The organism is Pseudomonas sp. Os17 (assembly GCF_001547895.1).
Lineage (GTDB): Bacteria > Pseudomonadota > Gammaproteobacteria > Pseudomonadales > Pseudomonadaceae > Aquipseudomonas.
The window spans coordinates 1390384-1410808 of record NZ_AP014627.1 but is presented as its reverse complement, the minus strand read 5'-3'; the positions used below and the strand labels follow the sequence as shown (position 1 = coordinate 1410808).

Genomic DNA, 20425 nt, shown 5'->3' with positions numbered 1-20425 from the left:
CAGAGGCGCAGCCAGCGCCCAACTGTCGCACTTGCCCCCCAAGTGGCTCGACACCCAATACCGAGGTTAGACATGTCCACCCCCTCCGCGCCGGCCAACCCGAAAGTCGGCTTCGTATCCCTGGGTTGCCCAAAAGCTCTGGTCGACTCCGAGCGCATCCTCACTCAACTGCGCATGGAAGGCTATGACGTGGTGTCCACCTACCAGGACGCCGATGTCGTGGTGGTCAACACCTGCGGTTTCATCGACTCGGCCAAGGCCGAATCCCTGGAAGTGATCGGCGAAGCCATCAAGGAAAACGGCAAGGTCATCGTCACCGGCTGCATGGGCGTCGAAGAAGGCAATATCCGTGACGTGCACCCAAGCGTGCTGGCGGTGACCGGCCCGCAACAGTACGAGCAGGTGGTCAACGCCGTGCACGAAGTGGTGCCGCCGAAACAGGACCACAACCCGCTGATCGACCTGGTGCCGCCGCAAGGCATCAAGCTGACGCCACGGCACTACGCCTACCTGAAGATTTCCGAAGGCTGCAACCACAGCTGCAGCTTCTGCATCATTCCGTCGATGCGCGGCAAGCTGGTCAGCCGCCCGGTGGGCGATGTGCTCGACGAGGCCCAGCGCCTGGTCAAGTCCGGGGTCAAGGAACTGCTGGTGATCTCCCAGGACACCAGCGCCTATGGTGTCGACGTCAAGTACCGCACCGGCTTCTGGAACGGCGCGCCGGTGAAGACCCGCATGACCGAACTGTGCGAGGCCCTGAGTACCCTGGGTGTGTGGGTGCGCCTGCACTACGTGTACCCCTACCCGCACGTGGACGAGCTGATTCCGCTGATGGCCGCCGGCAAGATCCTGCCGTACCTGGACATCCCGTTCCAGCACGCCAGCCCGAAAGTGCTCAAGGCCATGAAGCGTCCGGCCTTCGAAGACAAGACCCTGGCGCGGATCAAGGCCTGGCGCGAGATCTGCCCGGAGCTGATCATCCGCTCGACCTTTATCGTCGGCTTCCCCGGCGAAACCGAAGAAGACTTCCAGTACCTGCTCAACTGGCTGACCGAAGCCCAGCTGGACCGCGTCGGCTGCTTCCAGTACTCGCCGGTGGAAGGCGCTCCGGCCAACGACCTGGACCTGGAAGTGGTCCCGGACGAGGTCAAGCAGGACCGCTGGGAACGCTTCATGGCGCACCAGCAGGAAATCAGCTCGGCACGCCTGCAACAGCGCATCGGCAAGGAGATCGAAGTGCTGATCGACGAAGTTGATGAGAATGGCGCGGTGGGCCGCTGCTTCTTCGATGCGCCGGAGATCGACGGCAACGTGTTCATCGATGGCGCCGGCGACCTGAAGCCGGGTGACAAGGTCTGGTGCCGGGTCACCGACGCCGACGAATACGACCTCTGGGCCGAAACCCTGTAAGGCGTAAAAAAACTGCCAAGCCCCGCTCTCGCCACGAGATGCGGGGCTTTTTTCGGTCTATCGTTAGCCCTTGCCAATCACCTCAGGGACAAGCGGCATGCGCCACCACTCGGTCATCCACACACCGAAAGTCAGCGACTACCCGGAACTGGTCCGCGTCTGGGAAGACTCGGTGCGCGCCACCCACGACTTTCTCCCGGACAGCTACATAGCGCTGCTGCGCAACCTAGTGCTGACCCGCTACCTGGATGCGGTGATGCTGATCTGTACCCGCGACCCACGCCAGCGCATCACCGGTTTCGCTGGCGTGGCAGCGGGCAAGATCGAGATGCTGTTCATCGACCCGGCCCATCGCGGCCAGGGCCTGGGCCGGCAATTGCTGCACTACGCGGTGGAGCACTTGAACGCCTATCAGCTGGACGTCAACGAGCAGAACCCCCAGGCCTTGGGTTTCTACTTCAAGCAGGGTTTCGAAGTGGTCGGCCGCTCGGAACAGGACGGCCTGGGCCAGCCCTACCCGCTGCTGCACATGCGCCTGAAGCAGCCACAGCTGCAAGCCCTGCGCGGCTAAAAGCCACAGCCGGCAAATGGACCCGCGATTAACCAGCGCCAGGCAGGTACAATAGCTGCCCTCTTTTGTTACGGCCCCTGACATGACTGACCCGATTCGTCTCTCCAAACGCCTCATCGAACTGGTCGGCTGCTCCCGCCGGGAGGCTGAGCTGTTCATCGAGGGCGGCTGGGTCACCGTAGACGGCGAAGTCATCGACGAGCCGCAGTTCAAGGTCGGCGCGCAAACCGTCGTGCTCGACCCCGAAGCCAAGGCCACCGCACCGGAGCCGGTGACCATCCTGCTCAACGTGCCCGCCGGCCAGGACCTGGACAGCGCCATGCAGTCCATCAGCGTCGACAGCCTGTCGCAGGAGCACCGCTACGGCAAACGTCCGCTGCGTGGGCATTTCCTGCGCCTGAGCGCCAGTGACGACCTGCAACCCAATGCCAGCGGCCTGCTGGTGTTCACCCAGGACTGGAAGGTGCTGCGCAAGCTGACCGCGGACGCGGCCAAGATCGAGCAGGAATACGTGGTCGAGGTCGAAGGCGAGATGATCGATCACGGCCTCAACCGCCTGAACCACGGCCTGACCTACAAGGGCCGCGAGCTGCCGCCGGTCAAGGCCAGCTGGCAGAACGAAAACCGCCTGCGCTTCGCCATGAAGAATCCGCAGCCGGGTGTGATCGCGCAGTTTTGCCAAGCCGTCGGCCTCAAGGTCGTCGCCATTCGCCGCATCCGTGTCGGCGGCGTGTCCATCGGCAAGGTGCCGCTGGGCCAGTGGCGCTACCTGTCGGCCAAAGAGAAGTTCTAAAGCCGCCCCCATTCAGACGCCGTGCCCTGGCGCGGCGCTCCACGCGCATTGATCAGGACTGTAACCATGATTCATAACGATGTACTGCGCAGCGTGCGCTACATGCTCGACATCAGCGACAAGAAGGTCGTGGACATCATCAAGCTGACCGGCTTCAAGGTCAGCCTCAACGACATCGTCAGCTACTTGAAGAAGGATGAGGAAGAAGGCTTCGTGCACTGCCCTGACGAAGTCATGGCGCACTTCCTCGACGGCCTGGTGATCTTCAAGCGCGGCAAGGACGAAAGCCGTCCGCCGCTGCCGATCGAGCTGCCGGTGACCAACAACATCATCCTGAAGAAGCTGCGGGTAGCCTTCGAGCTCAAGGAAGAAGACATGCACGCCGTGCTCAAGGCCGCCGACTTCCCGGTGTCCAAGCCGGAGCTGAGCGCGCTGTTTCGCAAGTTTGGCCACACCAACTACCGCCCCTGCGGCGACCAGCTGCTGCGCAACTTCCTCAAGGGCCTGACCCTGCGTGTTAGAGCGTAAGACAGCTGCAAGCTTCAAGCTGCAAGTTCAAGGCTTGTAGCTGGCGGCTTGTAGCGCAAGGCTTGAGGCTTGCCAAATGACCTACAGCGTTTCCCCCATCGGCTTCGTGCGCTCCTGCTTCAAGGAGAAGTTCGCCATCCCGCGCCAACCGCAACTGGCCCCGGCCGCTCGCGGCGTATTGGAGCTGGTGGCGCCCTTCGATCAGGGCGACGCGGTGCAAGGACTGGAGCAGGTCAGCCACGTCTGGCTGCTGTTCCTGTTTCACCAGGCCCTGGAGGACAAGCCACGGCTCAAGGTGCGCCCGCCGCGCCTGGGGGGCAACAAGTCCATGGGGGTCTTCGCTACCCGTGCCACCCACAGACCCAACGGCATCGGCCAGTCGGTGGTCAAGCTGGACAAGGTCGAGGCCAACCGCCTGTGGATCTCCGGCATCGACCTGCTGGACGGCACGCCGATCCTCGATATCAAGCCCTACGTGCCCTACGCCGACATCATTGCCACGGCGAGCAATGACATCGCCAGCGCCGCGCCGCAGATTATTCTGGTGCAGTGGCAGGATAATGCCCTGCAACAGGCTCAGATCCACGCTCAGCGCCTTCAGGAGCCCCTGGTGGAGTTGATCGAGCAGTGCCTGGCCCAGGATCCGCGCCCGGCCTATCAGGTGCCCACTGCCGAGCGGGAATACGGCGCGCAGTTCTGGGACCTGGATGTGCGCTGGCATTACCCCGAGCCGGGGCTGATCCGGGTGCTGGAAGTGGTCCCGGCGGGCTGAACCCCGGAAACGAAAAAGCCCGCGTTGCCTTGACAGGCAACGCGGGCTTTTTTGCGTTCGGGAGATCGTGCCCAATCAGCACGAATGCGCTGCTTGGGCGATCTTCGCGAGCAAGCTCGCTCCTACTTTTCGACGAAGGCGCGTTCGATCAGGTAGTCACCCGGTTCGCGCATGCGCGGCGAAACGGTCAGGCCGAAGCTGTTGAGCACTTCGCTGGTTTCTTCCAGCATGCTCGGGCTGCCGCACAGCATGGCGCGGTCGTCCTGCGGGTTGATCGGTGGCAGACCGATGTCGCGGAACAGCTTGCCGCTGCGCATCAGGTCGGTGAGACGGCCTTCGTTCTCGAACGGCTCGCGGGTCACGGTGGGGTAGTAGATCAACTTTTCACGCAGCGCTTCGCCGAAGAACTCGTTCTGCGGCAGGTGCTCGGTGATGAACTCGCGGTAGGCGACTTCGTTGACGTAGCGTACGCCGTGGCACAGGATCACTTTTTCGAAACGCTCATAGGTTTCCGGATCCTGGATCACGCTCATGAACGGCGCCAGACCGGTGCCGGTGCTGAGCAGGTACAGGTGCTTGCCCGGCTTCAAGTCATCCAGTACCAGGGTACCGGTTGGCTTCTTGCTGATGATGATCTCGTCGCCTTCCTTCAGATGCTGCAGTTGGGAAGTCAGCGGACCGTCCGGAACCTTGATGCTGAAGAATTCGAGATGCTCTTCCCAGTTCGGGCTGGCAATGGAGTAAGCACGCATAAGCGGACGGCCATTGGGCTGTTGCAGGCCGATCATCACGAACTGACCGTTCTCGAAGCGCAGACCCGGGTCGCGGGTGCACTTGAAGCTGAACAGAGTGTCATTCCAGTGATGAACACTGAGGACACGCTCGTGGTTCATGTTGCTCATGTACGGGGGCTCCTAGAAATTGCCTGCGCTGACCATGAGCGCAATTGCACAGCATTCTAATGGCGGCGACAATATCTGTTAACTGGATTATTAAGATAAGGGTTATCGGTTATATCGATATGCGATTTACTCTCCGTCAACTGCAAGTCTTCGTCGCCGTCGCCCAGCAAGAGAGCGTTTCTCGCGCTGCCGGGCTCCTGGCCCTGTCGCAATCCGCGGCGAGCACCTCGATCACCGAACTCGAGCGCCAATCCAGCTGCCAGCTGTTCGACCGTGCCGGCAAGCGCTTGAGTCTCAATGCCCTGGGCAAACAGTTGTTGCCCCAGGCGGTGGCCCTGCTCGATCAGGCCAAGGAAATCGAGGACCTGCTCAACGGCAAGTCCGGCTTCGGCTCGCTGTCGGTGGGTGCGACCCTGACCATCGGCAACTACCTGGCGACCCTGCTGATCGGCAGCTTCATGCAGGTACACCCGGAAAGCCAGGTGAAGCTCCATGTGCAGAACACTGCGCATATCGTGCAACAGGTGGCTCACTACGAAATTGATCTGGGTCTAATCGAAGGCGACTGCAGCCACCCGGATATCGAGGTGCAGACCTGGGTCGAGGATGAGCTGGTGGTGTTCTGCGCGCCTCAGCATCCGCTGGCCAAACGCGGCCACGCCAGCATGGAGGAATTGACCCACGAAGCCTGGATTCTTCGCGAACAGGGTTCCGGCACGCGCCTGACCTTCGACCAGGCCATGCGTCATCATCGCAGCGCACTGAACATTCGCCTGGAGCTGGAACATACCGAAGCCATCAAGCGCGCAGTGGAGTCGGGATTGGGTATTGGCTGCATCTCCCGCCTGGCGCTGCGGGACGCCTTTCGCCGGGGCAGCCTGGTGCCGGTGGAAACGTCGGGGCTGGATTTGGCCCGGCAGTTCTATTTCATCTGGCACAAACAGAAGTACCAGACCTCGGCGATGCGCGAATTTCTCGAACTGTGCCGTTCGTTCACCGCCGGGGTGCAGCGCAGCGACGAGATCGTCCTGCCGAGCATTCCTTAGATCAGGATCACCGCCCAGACGATAGTGATCATGCTCAGGGCAACAAACTGCGCGGCACTGCCCATGTCCTTGGCGTTTTTCGACAACGGGTGGCGATCCAGGGAAATGCGATCGATGGCCGCCTCCACCGCCGAGTTGAGCAGCTCGACGATCAGCGCCAGCAGGCACACGGCTATCAGCAGCGCGCGCTCGACCCGGCTGACATGGAGCAAAAAGCTCAAGGGAATCAGGATCACATTGAGCAGCACCAGTTGACGAAAGGCTGCCTCGCCGGTGAAAGCGGCGCGCAAGCCATCGAACGAATAGCCGGCGGCGTTAAGGATGCGTTTAAGACCGGTTTGACCTTTGAAAGGCGACATAGGCAGGGCAACTGAAGAAAAAGAAGTGGGGAAGCTAGTTCAACCAAAGTCAAAAAAGCGTGAACCAGCAGCCGGTTAATGGCTGGAAATTGACTCAAGTTGTTGCAGAAGCAAGGCCGCCTGGGTGCGTGTGCGAACCCCAAGCTTGCGGAAGATCGCCGTCACGTGGGCCTTGATCGTCGCTTCCGACACACTCAGTTCATACGCGATCTGCTTGTTCAGCAAACCTTCACAGACCATGGTCAAGACCCGGAACTGCTGGGGCGTCAGGCTGGCCAGGCCTTCGCTGGCGGCCTTGGCTTCCGCCGAAACACTGACTTCTTCAAACGCCTGGGGCGGCCACCAGACATCACCGTCCAGCACACTGCGCACCGCTTGTTGAATGACTTCCAGGGAGCTGGACTTGGGAATGAAACCGCTGGCCCCGAACTCTCGGGAACGGACCATGACGGAGGCTTCTTCCTGGGCCGACACCATCACCACTGGAATCTGCGGGTATTGCCCGCGCAACAGCACCAGACCGGAAAAGCCGTAGGCGCCGGGCATGTTCAGGTCCAGCAGGACCAGGTCCCAGTCGGCTTTTTCGGTCAGGCGGGTTTCCAGTTCAGCGATGCTCGCCACTTCCACCAGACGCACATCAGGCCCCAGGCCCAGGGTGACGGCTTGATGCAGCGCACTGCGAAACAGCGGGTGGTCATCGGCAATCAGGATTTCGTATGTGGCCATTTTTCAAATGATCCTGTTTTTCATGGCAGGACTGATGCATTCAGCCCTTATCCAGGCAACACGAGTGCTCGCCAGAGTGCGACACCCAAAGAGCACGAACACCGCGAAAAGCCTGAGCAAAACGGTGGTTCAAACAGCGCTGGCGCCCTAATCGGCGCCAAGCATGCCCAGCGCAGCCGGGGTGGTCAAGCGTGAAGCTTTGCGGCATCTTAGCCGGCTAACTAATAAGAGTGCCATCATGCGAAGCCAAGCCTTGCGTGCCGATGTCCTGATGCTGATCACCGCCGTGATCTGGGGATCGGCGTTTGTCGCCCAAACCTCCGGCATGGATCATATCGGGCCCTTCCTTTATTCCGGACTGCGCTTCGCTCTGGGTTCACTCTGCCTGCTACCGCTGGTCCTGCGCAGGGCGGCGGCCGATCGCCCTGCCGCACCGCTGCTCAATCGCGGCCTGTTGCTGGGCGGCATGCTGATGGGGCTGGCCCTTGCTCTGGGGATCAATCTGCAGCAGGTCGGGCTGTTGTTTACCAGTGTCACCAATGCCGGGTTCATCACCGGGCTTTACGTCATTGTAGTGCCGCTGCTGGGATTGCTGATTGGCCACAAGACCGGCCTGGGCACCTGGATCGGCGCGGTGCTGGCCGTGGTGGGGATGTTCCTGCTGAGCGTCGGCGACGGCTTTCAGGTGGCCTCCGGCGACTGGCTGCAACTGATCGGCGCCTTTGTCTGGGGTGGGCACGTGATTCTGGTGGGCGTATTCGCCAGCCGCCATGACCCGATTCGCCTGGCCTTCCTGCAATTTGCCACCTGCTCAGTGGTGAGCCTGATCCTGGCGCTATGCCTGGAGCCGATTCGCTGGAGCGCGATCGTCGCTGCCGGGCCAGCCATTCTTTATGGCGGCGTGATTGCGGTCGGCGTCGGTTACACCTTGCAGGTGATCGCTCAAAAGAACGCAATTGCCTCCCACGCCGCGATCATCCTCTCCCTCGAAGCCGTGTTCGCCGCCGTCGCCGGGGCCTGGCTACTGGATGAGTCGCTGCAGATGCGCGGCTATTTCGGCTGCGCCCTGATGCTCGGCGGCATGCTGGTTGCCCAGCTATGGCCGCAAAAAAAACAGGCAAACGCCACCACTACACAAAGGGCTTGAGCCGGGAGTGCACTTCATCCTGGGGATCGATGGCTTTCTGGAACTTCGCCGACAGGTAATGGGTGCTGAACACATCAAGGTAGGCATCCAGGACCTGGCTGACCTGCTCGTCCCCCGCCAGCTCCAGGCATAACGCGGCAACCTCGGCGGTACAGAAATGGTCGTCGCGCTTGGAGCGGCGCAGTTTGTAGCGCGACAGCTTCTCGGACGACAGGCTCAGGACCGGCAAGTGCTCAAGATACGGGCTCTTGCGAAACATCTTGCGGGCTTCGCTCCAGGTGGCATCCAACAGAATGAACAACGGGCGCTTGCCTTCTTGCCGCCGGACCTCACTGACCACCCGCTCGGGGGCCACGAACTCGCCGGGGAACACGATATAAGGCTGCCACTGCGGATCCGCCAGCAAGGCCAGCAATTGTGGATCGACCTCGGTGCGGGACCAGTGAAACGCCCAAGTGTCGGCAATCACATCGGCGATCAACCACCCGGTATTGCTCGGTTTGAGCGGCTCCACATCGTGCATCACCAGGCACATGGCCGATTCGGCACTGACCTTTGGCCGCCAGGCACACAGGCAATGACTGGGAATCACGCGGCAGCGCGGGCAACGCTCGGCTCGCGAGCCCCGGGCGAAAAAGGGTTTGACCACACGAGCCATACGCAAATCACGTAGGCGGGATACCGCGTGGCTCATCGCAGGCCACACCGGCAAAGGGCAGGAATCAACACGTCAAAAACTCGAGGCGGGAAAAAGTCGGACAAGTTTATCAGAGCTATCTGTTCAAACCTGTACCGCCTTCCTGGCTCTCCCCCTATAATTCGTCGCCACTGAACGCACAGTCGAGTGACTGGTCGAAGCTTCAGTCATTGCACCAGGAGAGTTTCATGTTGCGCTTTACCATCCCTACCGTCGCCCTTCTGCTGGCCTTGCCTCTGGGAGTCCAGGCTGCGTCTTTGCAAGAGTTCGAACTGAGCAAAATGCTGGAGAAGGTCGCTGCGGAAAGCAACGTCGGCACTCCCCGGGAAATCAACGAAAACATCCTCGATCAGGGTTATACCGTTGAAGGCAAAGAGCTGATCAACCACCTCAGCGTCCAGTCCGCTCACGCCGCCCAGATGCGCGCCAATCCCAAGGCGGTCTACCTGCAACTGGGTGCCAGCGTCTGCCGCAACCCCAACTACCGCAAGCTAATGGCCAAAGGCGCAATCATGCGCTACGAATTTACCGAGAACCGTACCAATCGCCCGGTGGCCTCGGCACGCTTCCAGGAATCGGACTGCCCCTCCCAGAACACTCCCAAGAAGAAGTAATCAAGAGCGGGCCGCGCGTCGCTGCAGATCCTCGGCGCGCAACTCCGCCACCAGGGCCTGCAGGTAACGCGAGTGCGGCTCCTCGCCCGCCAGGCGCCGCCGGCACTCTTCCTCAAGGCTCAAATCATGGGCCGCCGCAGCGGCTTGCAATAGCTGGTACAACTGCGGATCGATTTCCAGCACAACAGTGGTCATCCCTTGCCTCCTTGCCCTTCGCTTTCACGAATGAACGCCCGCGGCCCCTTCCCGGGCCCAGCGCTGTAACTTAGTAAATCAGGGGTACAGCCCCCTGCCGCCGCGCCCGACCAATGGTGCACAAGCCGATAAGTTCATCAAGAAGCGATTGCCAGCCAAGACTTTCTGGGCACATGATCAAGTCATGTCCGAAGGTTTCCATTAATGCATTGAGGACGGTTCAGGAGGCCGCCCTGATGCGCCTTGCAGTGCAATTGTTTTCTCAATAAAGGAAAGCAGGACCTCTGTGGATACCTCGATTGCCGCCCAGCGACGGTCAGCAGCAATCGGCGCAGGAGCATTGCTCGCACGCTGGGCCGAGCAGGCAGCGACACAGGCTGTGTCGTGGCACATTCGAATACCTCGAGCGTGCACAAGGTTCTGTGCAGAAGGAGAAGCTGAATGCCTTACCAATCGAATGACCTATTAACCCGTCATTTTCAGAGCAAGGGCGCCGACCTCACGAGCCAGGTCGAAGCGCAACTCAACCAGATTGCCCCCAACAGCCCGAATATCCCTCTTTATCGCGACATGGTTCTCACTGTCCTGCGCATGGCCGAGGACGACCTCAATCGCTGGAACGCCAAGATCACCCTGCAAGCCCTGCGTGAACTGGAACATGCCTTCAGAGTCCTGGAACAGTTCAAGGGTCGGCGCAAGGTGACGGTATTCGGCTCGGCGCGAACCCCCAGCGAGCACCCGCTGTATGCCATGGCCAAGGAGCTGGGCGCTGCCCTGGCACGCTCGGACCTGATGGTCATCACCGGCGCCGGAGGCGGCATCATGGCCGCAGCCCATGACGGCGCGGGCCTGGAGCACAGCCTGGGATTCAACATCACCCTGCCTTTCGAACAACATGCCAACCCGACTGTCGGCGGTACGGAGAACCTGCTGTCATTCCACTTTTTCTTCACTCGCAAGCTGTTCTTCGTCAAGGAAGCGGATGCTCTGGTGCTCTGCCCCGGTGGATTCGGCACCCTGGATGAAGCACTGGAAGTCCTGACCCTGATCCAGACCGGCAAAAGCCCCCTGGTACCGGTGGTGCTACTGGACGTACCTGGCGGGCAATTCTGGCAGGGCGCCCTGGACTTCATCCGCAACCAGCTGGAAGCCAATCGCTACATCCTGCCCAGCGACCTGAAACTGGTGCGTCTGGTGCATAGCACCGAAGACGCCGTCAAGGAAATCCAGCAGTTCTACGCCAACTTCCACTCCAGCCGCTGGCTGAAGCAAGAGTTCGTCATTCGCATGCACCACAATCTCACCGAACAGGCGCTGGCACAGATGCAGACGGAGTTCTCCGACCTGTGCCTCAGTGGTCGGTTTCAGCAACATGCCTACCGTGGAGAGGAGCACGATGAAGCGCAATTCAGCCATTTGACACGGCTGTCGTTCACTTTCAACGCTCGCGACAATGGCCGCCTGCGGGAACTGATCGACTTCATCAACCTGCCGCAGAACTGGGCCAGACAGCCCCCCAAGGCCCACCAAAGCGTGAGAGAAACCAGCGACGCCAACTGATCCGCCTCTCGCCCGCGGCATCACGCAGCGGGTACAGCCTCAGTCATCCAGCCCTCGGCCGCTCAACAGGCGGCCGATCATGTCCATGGAATAGCCGCGATAACTCAGAAAGCGCCCTTGCTTGGCCCGCTCCCGGGCATCCGCAGGAAAGTGCCCGGCAAACTTGCGCTGCCAGACGTCTCGCAACTGCTCTTGCCAGTCGATACCGCACTCACGCAGGGCAAGATCGATATCACTTCGCTGCAAGCCGCGCTGACTGAGTTCTTCGCGAATACGCATTGGCCCGTAACCTGAGCGGGCACGGTAGGAAACAAAGCTTTCGAGATAACGGGATTCGGACAGCAATCCCTCTTCCGTCAAACGGTCAAGGGCAGCTTCGATCATTTCAGGAGGGGCGCCGCGCTGACGCAGTTTACGCGTCAGCTCGACTCGACCGTGCTCGCGTCGCGCGAGCAGGTCCATTGCAGTTCGCCGCACCGCGACGAGGGTATCGAGTACGGCGGTCATTGGATCAATCAGATATCAGCGTCGGCCATATCGTCTTCGGTCTCTTTGACCGGATTGGCTTTGACGTCTGGCGAGGCTGTCAGCAGCTTCTCGCGAATCTGCTTCTCCAGCGCGTTGCCGATTTCCGGGTTGTCCTGCAGGAACTTGGCCGAGTTGGCCTTGCCCTGACCGATCTTGTTGCCCTGGTAGCTGTACCAGGCACCGGATTTTTCCAGGAAACCGTGCAGCACGCCAAGATCGATGATCTCGCCGTTGAGGTAGATACCCTTGCCGTAAAGAATCTGGAACTCGGCCTGACGGAACGGCGGAGCCACCTTGTTCTTGACGATCTTGACTCGGGTTTCGCTACCGACCACCTCATCGCCTTCCTTCACCGCGCCGGTACGACGGATGTCCAGACGAACCGAAGCGTAGAACTTCAGGGCGTTACCACCGGTGGTGGTTTCCGGACTGCCGAACATCACGCCGATCTTCATGCGGATCTGGTTAATGAAGATCACCAGGCAGTTGGCGTTCTTGATGTTACCGGTGATTTTACGCAGCGCCTGGGACATCAGGCGGGCTTGCAGGCCCACGTGCATGTCGCCCATTTCGCCTTCGATTTCAGCCTTGGGCACCAGAGCCGCCACGGAGTCGACGATGATCACGTCAACCGCGTTGGAACGCACCAGCATGTCGGTGATTTCCAGGGCCTGCTCGCCGGTATCCGGCTGAGAAACCAGCAGATCGTCGACATTGACCCCCAGCTTGCCGGCGTATTCCGGGTCCAGCGCGTGCTCGGCATCGACGAAGGCACAAGTGGCACCGGCTTTCTGCGCCTGAGCGATGACCGACAGGGTCAGGGTGGTCTTACCGGACGATTCAGGACCGTAGATTTCAACGATACGGCCTTTTGGCAGACCGCCAATGCCCAGAGCGATGTCCAGACCCAGAGAGCCGGTGGAAATGGCCGGGATCGCCTGACGGTCATGATCGCCCATACGCATTACGGCACCCTTGCCGAATTGACGTTCGATCTGACCCAGGGCCGCAGCCAAGGCTTTCTTCTTGTTGTCGTCCATTAAAGTCCTCACGTAATCAATAAGGCCTGACGGCCAACACCTGTATAAGTAGCCAGTATTATTCCACAGCGCTCAAGGATCGCCTACCCCTGATTTGCGATTTCTGCTGCGGCGTGTTGCAGCAGCCCCTCTAGCGCGGCCTTCACCGTTTGTCGGCGAACCTCATCGCGATTCCCGGGGAAGTGCCGGCACTCGGCAGTCAGCGTCTCTCCCGCGCCCCAGGCCAGCCACACGGTACCCACCGGCTTCTGCGCGGAACCGCCATCCGGCCCGGCGATACCACTGACCGCCACGGCAAAATGTGCATGGCTCTTGGCCTGCGCTCCGCGAACCATGGCCTCTACCACCTCACGACTGACCGCACCGACCGAGTTGAACAACCCGGCCGGTACATTCAGTTGCAAAGTCTTCTGGCGATTGGAATAAGTGACATAACCGGCCTCGAACCAGGCCGAACTGCCCGGAATCCGCGTGATCGCCTCGGCAATACCGCCGCCGGTGCAGGACTCCGCGGCGGTGACATGGGCATTCAGAACCTGCAGACGCCGGCCAAGTTCAGCGGCAAGCTGGGTAATTTCTTTCACAATCCTCTCCTGATGGGGCTGGCGTGTGCTTACCGTACACCAGCAAAGACGGCTTGCAAGTGACAAGCCGTCAGGAAAACCAACGGCTCTGGAACACGGCTTCAGACAACGAAGCCCCAAAGAACAGGAAAGCGCTCGCGCAAGCTCGCGAAGCTCGACACACAACTCAGGCCAGCAAGTCCCAAGTCAACGCGATTGCACCACCCGGAGTGGATGCATAGGCCCACAATGCCTGGCCTGCGGGAATACGGATCGGGTACGGCATGACAATCTCGGAGTCACTGCCGGAAATGCTGGAGCCGTTGCCCGAGAAGATGATGGCCGCATTGGAGATGGAAGACCCGGTCGGTCCCACATACAGATCGACCACACCGGTCGAGGTCTTGATCAACCCCGTCTGGATGATCAGCCCCCCCGTGTTTTGGGCCGCCGAAACGATCTCCACAATGCCTTTTGGGAATACGGTAATGAAGTGCTTGCCCATGGTTACTGCGTTCATATTTTTCACCTTTGAATGGAAGGGGCGGTCACGGAAAGTGCCGTTTTCATGTCGCTCAAAGGCGATGGGGTCGAAGCTCTTGGGCTTCTCGATGGACGAGCTGCAACAGCACACCCACCGATATCTTGAAGACGCCAGGCAAAGGCCCCGCACGATCGCGGGGCTTCTTGCGGCCTTTTAGAACACGTTGTCCCAGGTGTAGCTAGCGGTTTGCCACTTGTGATCCGGGTAAAAGACACGCGGCGGCTTGATGGTCGGGGTGTACCCGAAACGGGCCCAGATCGGCCGCTCGGTCACGATGCTCAAGCTGCCGTTGGCCTGCAGGCGAATGGTTGCGCCCGGATGGCCAGCAGTACCACTTTGCCAAACGACGGCATTGTTCGCTGCGTAGATCACCAGGTTACCGTCTGCCTGCATGACGCATCGCGCACCGCCCCTGTTCTGGGTGTACGTCGCCCAGACAACGCTCCAGTTCGGACCGTAGACCACCAGGTTGCCATCGCCCTGGAAGACCAGGGAATGATCACCAGCACGGTAGAACTGGCCCGGTACCAACTCCGCAGGGCCACCGATGATCATGGCCGCCCCGACTGCCGGAGTGAACACGCGACCGTTGGGCGCATACCAGTGAGGGATGGTGTCGATGGTCACGATGTTCCCGTCATCCTGAACCTGGGTGAACGCACGCAAGGACGCATCCTCGCGAGAGCCCATGGTGGGATCGCTCGGTGTCGTCGACCAGATACGGCCGCGCAACGGGTCATCCAGAACGAAGCCGTAATTCATAAAGACCATCATCGGGTCTTTCTTGTTGCCCTTGCTCACATTGGTAAAGGGCGTGTTCTGGTCGGCGACCCACGCCAACTGGGCGCCGTCATAAAGTGCAAGGTTGCCATCAGGCTGAAAGAGCAACTTGAAGCGTTTGTTCGGGGACTGCAGATACTGGTTCGGCGCCATGTAATAGCGAGCCGGCAGCACCGAAGAACCGTTGTCAGTGAAGTCGTAGCGAATCCAAGCCATGTTGATACCTATTGAGTCGAATGATCAGTCGCGGAAAAGTCCGCTCTCATGTCGCTCACAGGCGATTGCCCAAGGCTCGAGGCCTTCACGTGATTCAAGGTTCCACAGCGGGAACATTTGATCTGGAGCTCGGTAAACTCACCCACGCGGGCGAGAAGTCGTTTGCAATGACCGCATCTGCATTCTTTTAACATCGACAAGTCCATTTGATTTCAACTGCCCCACACTGCGGCAGCGATCCATTTCATAAAGGTCTCAAGGCCGTCAGTGCATCGCCGGAGCACCTTGCAACAGCGACTGAGACTCCCGCACCCACTGCTGCAATGCCCTCAATTGCTCGGCATTGGCATGGCATTGGCTGTAGTTGTCGACGACGCTGGCGGCGACGGTAGAGAGTGCAAGGCCCGAGGCGGCGTCATCAGCGACGCCGGGGCCTGGGGCCACGGGCAGGTTGGCGGCGCCGGCGTCGTGCACCCGGACAAAACCACCAGGCACAACACAGGCGTTATCAGCTGCTTTCGAAACATAGATCGGAACCTCCTTGGTGATAGTGGCGCCCGCCTGATAGACCTTGACGACGCGATCGACGTACTCGACCACCACCTTCTCCTTGACCCTGCCCAACGCCTGGCCCTGCTCGAAGGATTGCTGCAGTCGGGCCTCGTCCAGGCGCTGCTGTTGACTGCGTTCGCTGCCAACTCCGCTGACGAAGCCAAGGGCATAAAGCAACCCCGCTACGACGGCGAGGGCCAGCCAACTGCGGATATTCATCACGTCCTCCTCGGACCGATATGAAATGCATCAAACGGCCGAAAAAATCCCTGTAGCCGCTGCCGCAGGCTGCGAAAAGGTCCGCAGGACCTTCCCTCCAGGTCCAATCGCAGCCTACGGCAGCGACTACAGAAGGTGCCCGCCTCCGCATGAACTCAGACCACGGGCAGGCACAGCACCGCCCGCGCCCTGGCCCAGAGTTGCAGGCGATCCTGCAAGCCGTTCAAACCGCCATTGATGCGACGGGTGATGCTGTTGAACTCATCGCGATCGGCCAGGGCATTGAGCCCGCCGCGCTCCCAGAACCAGGCCGCCGACTCGGCGGCCCATTGCGGCTGCTCCAGCAGCTCGGGCAACTCCAGCAGGCGCTCATCGCCAAACAGCCCGAGGCTGCACTGGCGATAGTTGCTGCGCCCGGTGATCTGGATCAGCCCGCGCCCGCGATAGCGCTGACCGTCGCCATCGGCCTCGGGGGTGTTGCCCAGGCGTGCCGCGAGCGTGCCGGTGTCGTACTTGCTCAGGTATTGATCACTGCCCAGCTCGCGCACGTATTGCAGTTGCCCGGATTCGTGACCGATCTGGGCGAGAAAGGCCGCCTGGCGCTTCGGCGTATCGATCTGCCGATGAGCCATGGCGGTGTTGAGTGGAGAAACAAAAACGCCCGCTTGGCGGCGGGCGTTAGGCATGATTTGTTGCAGTTGTTGTTCGGTTATAGGCATATACAACCTTCAATCGAAAAAGCGTCCTTGGAGCACAGTGAGATTTTACAGAATTGCCTCAGAATGAGATGTGCATAGAGGGCGCTCCCCTACCCCTGCTGGCGGCCCTAGTTCATCTGTCAACATCCAGTGCATACGCTCGATCGGGTCAAGCGGAATCGCCGACTCCTCGACAAACCAAAAATACACGCCACCAGGAACGTCCTGACGAGCAATTTCATCGATCGTCAATCCGCAATTGCAGGGTGTCAAAGATGCAACTGTCTCACCAGGCAACTGATAAACAATACGCATAGCCATTACTTACCTCCGAAAATCTGCACGCTATTGTAAGGAAAGTCTGTCGGCTGAAAATTTGCGCCTGTTCCCATACCAGGAGCGCTAACACTGACAACACGCAAAGAGGTAGCAGTAGGAGTAGTTGTGGCGCCTGAGGCGAGATTCAAGGAGTTGTTACCTCCTCCAACCGTATAGCAATAACTAAATCCAGCATTCGCCAGTACACCAGGGATAATGTTGACGGTGAAGTCACCAACACCATTGTCTGTGACGCTCGATACGTTGTAACTATCTCGAATAGTGACAGCTCCGGTCCCATTCCAACTCACCCAGGCTGAGCATGTTCCCTTAGCAGCGCGGTACTTCCTGGGAGTCACTATCAGTGAATCGTCAATGCCGGAATCGACTTGAGCCTGAGTACTCACCCTCGCAATTCCCTGCTTGTTTTCGGTTGCCTGGGCCAATTGGGATGTAAGAGCCGCAATGTCTATATTTCCCTGATTAATCGGAGCATTCCAAGCTTTGATGCACCACATGACAGCCAGGTTGCGTGGACGGGTTTCAATGCCACCAGATGAATTTGTCCTTAAGTTTTCATCCTCAGTGACTCCATTCCCTGTATCGCCATAGACCCAGGAGTCAAATACATTTCCAGCGTATGAAGAGTCCTTTACTGAGTGTGTATGACTCTTGAACTCGTCAGCTTGCCAACTGCCAAGTCCCCTTCCCGCATCCACCCCCCGTCCATGATCCCAACCCCGCAAAAACTCCCCCCGCGACTCCGGCAAACGGAAGTTACCCGCCCCCTCGCCTCCGGTGTTGAAGGTCGTGCCCAAATAGGCCGCCAAATCCGGATAAGTCGCAGCGCTCTGCACACTGCCATCCACCTCCAGAAACCCCGCCGGCACCGTGCCCTTGGGAAACGGCACCATGGCCCCCACCGGCAGGGCCGACATGTTCTTCAGCAGCGCCTCAATCTCCGCCTTGGTATAGGTCACCGACTTGGTATAAGCATCGGTAATCCCGTACTCCGCCAAGGTGGTGCGGATCTTTTCCGGCGGAATCGAATCACGGACGATCGCCTTGATCGCCGCCAGTAGCTGATCATGCTCGGCCTCGGCCGGCTCCTTCCCACCCGCACGAATCACGTTGAGCAATTCATCGGTCACCGCATTTCCCCAGTCGGAAGAAATCAGTGAGCCGACTTGCCCTGTGACCGGGTTCTCGTCGACAAACTTCCCATTAACCAGCCCGACACTGGGCACACTCTTTGGATAATCCACTCGTCTGTCCTCTAGTTGAAATTGAAACCCACCAACGCAAGGTAGATGGGTAACCAATAAGTCAGAGACTCCAGGCCTAGGCCTGGAACGATCTCAATGTGCCGTGTGCATCAACTCGCCCAGATGCCGAACTCTGGCCAAACCGATAACGAACTGAATCGCATCGACAGTTGACTAGAGAGATCCGCATCGGGACTTATCAAAAGGTAAGAAAGGTGAAATGCCCCATCGAAGGACGAGGAGTCGGAAACAATGCCTTTAGCATCGTCCCGGTAATCAGAGGGTTGAAACAGGTAACTCGCAAACCACCAAAAACATCAATGAAGCGCTGTCACAACAATTCAGGCACTGCGGAAAACTCAACAGCCGGCCAACCTGCAATGAGCATCGACGCCTCATACAAGCCAGCATCAACAGCATCAACCAACTCGCTCTCACGCATAAAGCAAGCCTGTACGTAAGCATCAACGGCACTATCACAAACCTGTACCTGACGTGCATCGAGCTGTACGAAAGAGCCATTTTCCAACTTCCAGTGGATTACGTAGTTGGCATCTCGACTTGCCCTTACTGCGGCTCGAGTGAGCTTTGCCTGGCTTGCACGATCCGTTTGAATAGCCAAGCCTTGTACAACGATACCGGCTTCCTCACGCCTGAATCGCTCATCGGCAATCAATGCCAACCTATCGGTAGCGTTAAGAGCGAGAGTCGGATATTCGACTGAGAAAACCTCCCCTTCCAGCAAGTGCTCGACACCGTCCACCGCCCTGCAACCCCGGCCATCGGCTCGAACTGCAAAACCATTCATAAGTTGTCCTCCCATCCAATACATTGCAAAACACCTGTCGCCGCAAAAGATCCGAATCGAATCGTTGGTCCTTCCAGCAAAAACTGACCATTAGCAGTAGGTACCGGCGAAGACGGGTTATAACCGCCGACAAAGGGCGCAGCATTGAGCGTTGCGGTATTCAAATAAACAGGTGCTTGCGCGGTATAGGCACTGCTGGGGGCAAAGCCAACGTAGCCGTTGTTGGTACCGGCAGTCAGTGAAATTTTTGCCGCCGTCGGCGGAACAAAAGCAGAGACGGCAACATCCGCAGCGGGGCTGACAACCCCAGAAGCCATGACCGGCAGATTTTGCACATTGGAACCCGGAACCACCTTGTACTGAACGCAGTTACCCGCCTGAATAAACGACAACAGAAACTTGTTTGCCGTGGGGTCGGTTCGCGTCCAACTGACCCGGGCCTTGTGGGTGTAACCCACAGGTAGCACAGGAGCTTTCTCACTGAGCGACAGCAAACCCGCAACCCCAGCACCTCCCCATATCACCCAGACGCTGTACCAGGTGGAACCGGTCAGCACTCCTGTATCCAGTCCGTTGGCGCCGATGACCGTAGCGTTGATCTTGAGAGTCACATCACCCAGTGTCTTGAACGACAAATCGTTACCGACCACCAACTGCTCAGCCACCACATTAACGATCGAACTGAGCCCGGAAGCAGAAACCTTCAGACCTTTACAAATCCCGACCACAGCATTTTTCTGTGCATTACGAACATCAACGGCCAGAGCAGCAACATCGATGCTTCCCTGATTGGTCGGTGCGTTCCAGGCTTTGACGCACCACATCACCGCAAGGTTTCTAGGTCGGGTTTCCATACCACCTGAGAATGCGGTTTCTGTCAGGTACTTGTTGCCATCGGTAGCAATACCGCCAGCGTATCCAGACCCTGTTTCGGTAACGACGTTGGCGTCAAGCGCGTGCTTGTGACTCCTCAATTCGTCGGGCTGCCAGCTACCCAGAGCCCGCCCAGCATCCACCCCCCGCCCATGATCCCAACCCCGCAGAAACTCCCCCCGCGACTCCGGCAAACGGAAATTCCCCGCCCCTTCACCACCGGTGTTGAAGGTCGTTCCCAAATAAGCCGCCAGATCCGGATAAGTCGCAGCGCTCTGCACACTGCCATCCACCTCCAGGAACCCCGCCGGCACCGTGCCCTTGGGAAACGGCACCATGGCCCCCACCGGCAGGGCCGACATGTTCTTCAGCAGCGCCTCGATCTCGGCCTTGGTGTAGGTCACCGACTTGGTATAGGCGTCGGTGATGCCGTACTCGGCCAAGGTGCTGCGAATCTTCTCTGGCGGTATCGAATCCCGGACGATCGCCTTGATCGCCGCCAGCAACTGGTCGTGCTCGGCCTCGGCCGGCTCCTTCCCACCCGCACGAATCACATTGAGCAATTCGTCGGTAACCGCGTTTCCCCATTGCGAGGAAATCAGTGAGCCGACTTGCCCCGTGACCGGGTTCTCGTCGACAAACTTGCCGTTCACCAGCCCTACGCTGGGAACACTTTTCGGATAATCCACTTGTGCTTGTCT

At 59.3% G+C, this 20425-nt stretch carries 26 protein-coding genes; 9 read left to right on the top strand and 17 right to left on the bottom strand.

Annotation, left to right across the window (positions count from 1 at the left end):
* Positions 1 to 72: 72 nt before the first annotated feature.
* The 5 genes from rimO (at position 73) to tsaA (ending at position 4074) form a co-directional block, all read left to right on the top strand.
* On the top strand, positions 73 to 1410 hold the full coding sequence (gene rimO / locus POS17_RS06325) for a 30S ribosomal protein S12 methylthiotransferase RimO (protein ID WP_047284184.1): 1338 nt from the start codon (positions 73 to 75) through the stop codon (positions 1408 to 1410).
* 97 nt (positions 1411 to 1507) lie between these two features.
* Complete coding sequence (locus POS17_RS06320) at positions 1508 to 1981, top strand: GNAT family N-acetyltransferase (protein WP_060837821.1); 474 nt, start codon at positions 1508 to 1510, stop codon at positions 1979 to 1981.
* Between the two features lie 82 nt (positions 1982 to 2063).
* Positions 2064 to 2774 carry an rRNA pseudouridine synthase gene (locus POS17_RS06315; protein ID WP_060837820.1) on the top strand — a complete coding sequence of 237 codons (711 nt, stop codon included), beginning with the start codon at positions 2064 to 2066 and terminating at the stop codon, positions 2772 to 2774.
* Positions 2775 to 2840: 66 nt separating this feature from the next.
* On the top strand, positions 2841 to 3302 hold the full coding sequence (locus POS17_RS06310; protein ID WP_016966060.1) for a DUF1456 family protein: 462 nt from the start codon (positions 2841 to 2843) through the stop codon (positions 3300 to 3302).
* Positions 3303 to 3378: 76 nt separating this feature from the next.
* Complete coding sequence (gene tsaA / locus POS17_RS06305; protein WP_060837819.1) at positions 3379 to 4074, top strand: tRNA (N6-threonylcarbamoyladenosine(37)-N6)-methyltransferase TrmO; 696 nt, start codon at positions 3379 to 3381, stop codon at positions 4072 to 4074.
* Between the two features lie 122 nt (positions 4075 to 4196).
* Here tsaA and fpr read toward each other — a convergent pair whose 3' ends face one another.
* Entirely contained in the window at positions 4197 to 4976 is a 780-nt protein-coding gene (fpr, locus tag POS17_RS06300; protein WP_016966062.1) for a ferredoxin-NADP reductase, read from the bottom strand.
* Between the two features lie 119 nt (positions 4977 to 5095).
* Between fpr and POS17_RS06295 the strand changes: the two genes are divergently transcribed.
* Entirely contained in the window at positions 5096 to 6022 is a 927-nt protein-coding gene (locus POS17_RS06295) for a LysR family transcriptional regulator (RefSeq protein WP_060837818.1), read from the top strand.
* Here POS17_RS06295 and POS17_RS06290 read toward each other — a convergent pair.
* A complete protein-coding gene (locus POS17_RS06290; protein ID WP_173655929.1) occupies positions 6019 to 6387 on the bottom strand; it encodes a diacylglycerol kinase in 369 nt (122 codons plus the stop codon). The two genes, POS17_RS06295 and POS17_RS06290, sit on opposite strands and share 4 nt — an antisense overlap.
* A 69-nt stretch (positions 6388 to 6456) precedes the next feature.
* The gene (gene erdR, locus POS17_RS06285; RefSeq protein WP_060837817.1) at positions 6457 to 7107 is read right to left on the bottom strand and encodes a response regulator transcription factor ErdR; all 651 of its coding nucleotides are present in this window, start codon (positions 7105 to 7107) and stop codon (positions 6457 to 6459) included.
* 238 nt (positions 7108 to 7345) lie between these two features.
* Between erdR and POS17_RS06280 the strand changes: the two genes are divergently transcribed.
* Positions 7346 to 8254: a DMT family transporter gene (locus POS17_RS06280; RefSeq protein ID WP_060837816.1), complete on the top strand. Its 909-nt coding sequence runs from the start codon at positions 7346 to 7348 to the stop codon at positions 8252 to 8254.
* Here the strand turns inward: POS17_RS06280 and POS17_RS06275 are convergent.
* Positions 8238 to 8948, bottom strand: coding sequence for a tRNA-uridine aminocarboxypropyltransferase (locus POS17_RS06275; RefSeq protein ID WP_060837815.1), 711 nt, complete (start codon positions 8946 to 8948; stop codon positions 8238 to 8240). The genes POS17_RS06280 and POS17_RS06275 overlap by 17 nt on opposite strands.
* Positions 8949 to 9139: 191 nt before the next feature.
* Between POS17_RS06275 and POS17_RS06270 the strand changes: the two genes are divergently transcribed.
* Positions 9140 to 9565, top strand: a complete 426-nt coding sequence (locus POS17_RS06270) for a quorum-sensing-regulated virulence factor family protein (protein ID WP_060837814.1) — start codon at positions 9140 to 9142, stop codon at positions 9563 to 9565.
* Here POS17_RS06270 and POS17_RS06265 read toward each other — a convergent pair whose 3' ends face one another.
* A complete protein-coding gene (locus POS17_RS06265; RefSeq protein ID WP_060837813.1) occupies positions 9566 to 9760 on the bottom strand; it encodes a hypothetical protein in 195 nt (64 codons plus the stop codon).
* A 441-nt stretch (positions 9761 to 10201) separates the two neighbouring features.
* Between POS17_RS06265 and POS17_RS06260 the strand changes: the two genes are divergently transcribed.
* Positions 10202 to 11320: a TIGR00730 family Rossman fold protein gene (locus POS17_RS06260; protein ID WP_060837812.1), complete on the top strand. Its 1119-nt coding sequence runs from the start codon at positions 10202 to 10204 to the stop codon at positions 11318 to 11320.
* Positions 11321 to 11359: 39 nt separating this feature from the next.
* On the opposite strand, the gene recX is transcribed toward POS17_RS06260, so the two are convergent.
* The 12 genes from recX to POS17_RS06205 all read right to left on the bottom strand — a co-directional run bounded on the left by recX (position 11360) and on the right by POS17_RS06205 (position 20413).
* Entirely contained in the window at positions 11360 to 11827 is a 468-nt protein-coding gene (gene recX, locus POS17_RS06255; RefSeq protein WP_060837811.1) for a recombination regulator RecX, read from the bottom strand.
* An 8-nt stretch (positions 11828 to 11835) separates the two neighbouring features.
* Positions 11836 to 12888 carry a recombinase RecA gene (recA, locus tag POS17_RS06250; RefSeq protein ID WP_011059579.1) on the bottom strand — a complete coding sequence of 351 codons (1053 nt, stop codon included), beginning with the start codon at positions 12886 to 12888 and terminating at the stop codon, positions 11836 to 11838.
* An 83-nt stretch (positions 12889 to 12971) separates the two neighbouring features.
* Positions 12972 to 13472 (bottom strand): CinA family protein, encoded by a 501-nt coding sequence (locus POS17_RS06245; protein ID WP_060837810.1) that lies wholly within the window; start codon positions 13470 to 13472, stop codon positions 12972 to 12974.
* A 166-nt stretch (positions 13473 to 13638) separates the two neighbouring features.
* The gene (locus tag POS17_RS06240) at positions 13639 to 13971 is read right to left on the bottom strand and encodes a hypothetical protein (protein WP_020372545.1); all 333 of its coding nucleotides are present in this window, start codon (positions 13969 to 13971) and stop codon (positions 13639 to 13641) included.
* A 177-nt stretch (positions 13972 to 14148) separates the two neighbouring features.
* Complete coding sequence (locus tag POS17_RS06230; RefSeq protein ID WP_060837808.1) at positions 14149 to 14991, bottom strand: putidacin L1 family lectin-like bacteriocin; 843 nt, start codon at positions 14989 to 14991, stop codon at positions 14149 to 14151.
* A gap of 8 nt (positions 14992 to 14999) precedes the next feature.
* Positions 15000 to 15185, bottom strand: a complete 186-nt coding sequence (locus tag POS17_RS30730) for a Com family DNA-binding transcriptional regulator (RefSeq protein ID WP_082729320.1) — start codon at positions 15183 to 15185, stop codon at positions 15000 to 15002.
* Positions 15186 to 15255: 70 nt separating this feature from the next.
* A complete protein-coding gene (locus tag POS17_RS06225) occupies positions 15256 to 15762 on the bottom strand; it encodes a hypothetical protein (RefSeq protein ID WP_060837807.1) in 507 nt (168 codons plus the stop codon).
* A 155-nt stretch (positions 15763 to 15917) separates the two neighbouring features.
* Positions 15918 to 16481, bottom strand: coding sequence for a glycoside hydrolase family 19 protein (locus POS17_RS06220; protein WP_060837806.1), 564 nt, complete (start codon positions 16479 to 16481; stop codon positions 15918 to 15920).
* A gap of 45 nt (positions 16482 to 16526) precedes the next feature.
* Positions 16527 to 16781, bottom strand: a complete 255-nt coding sequence (locus POS17_RS31535; protein ID WP_129405450.1) for a hypothetical protein — start codon at positions 16779 to 16781, stop codon at positions 16527 to 16529.
* Complete coding sequence (locus tag POS17_RS06215; RefSeq protein WP_231979008.1) at positions 16781 to 18043, bottom strand: phage tail protein; 1263 nt, start codon at positions 18041 to 18043, stop codon at positions 16781 to 16783. Before POS17_RS06215 ends, POS17_RS31535 begins: the two co-directional genes overlap by 1 nt.
* 331 nt (positions 18044 to 18374) lie before the next feature.
* Positions 18375 to 18851, bottom strand: coding sequence for a DUF4376 domain-containing protein (locus POS17_RS06210; RefSeq protein ID WP_060837805.1), 477 nt, complete (start codon positions 18849 to 18851; stop codon positions 18375 to 18377).
* Positions 18848 to 20413 carry a phage tail protein gene (locus POS17_RS06205; protein WP_060837804.1) on the bottom strand — a complete coding sequence of 522 codons (1566 nt, stop codon included), beginning with the start codon at positions 20411 to 20413 and terminating at the stop codon, positions 18848 to 18850. Before POS17_RS06205 ends, POS17_RS06210 begins: the two co-directional genes overlap by 4 nt.
* Positions 20414 to 20425: the final 12 nt, after the last annotated feature.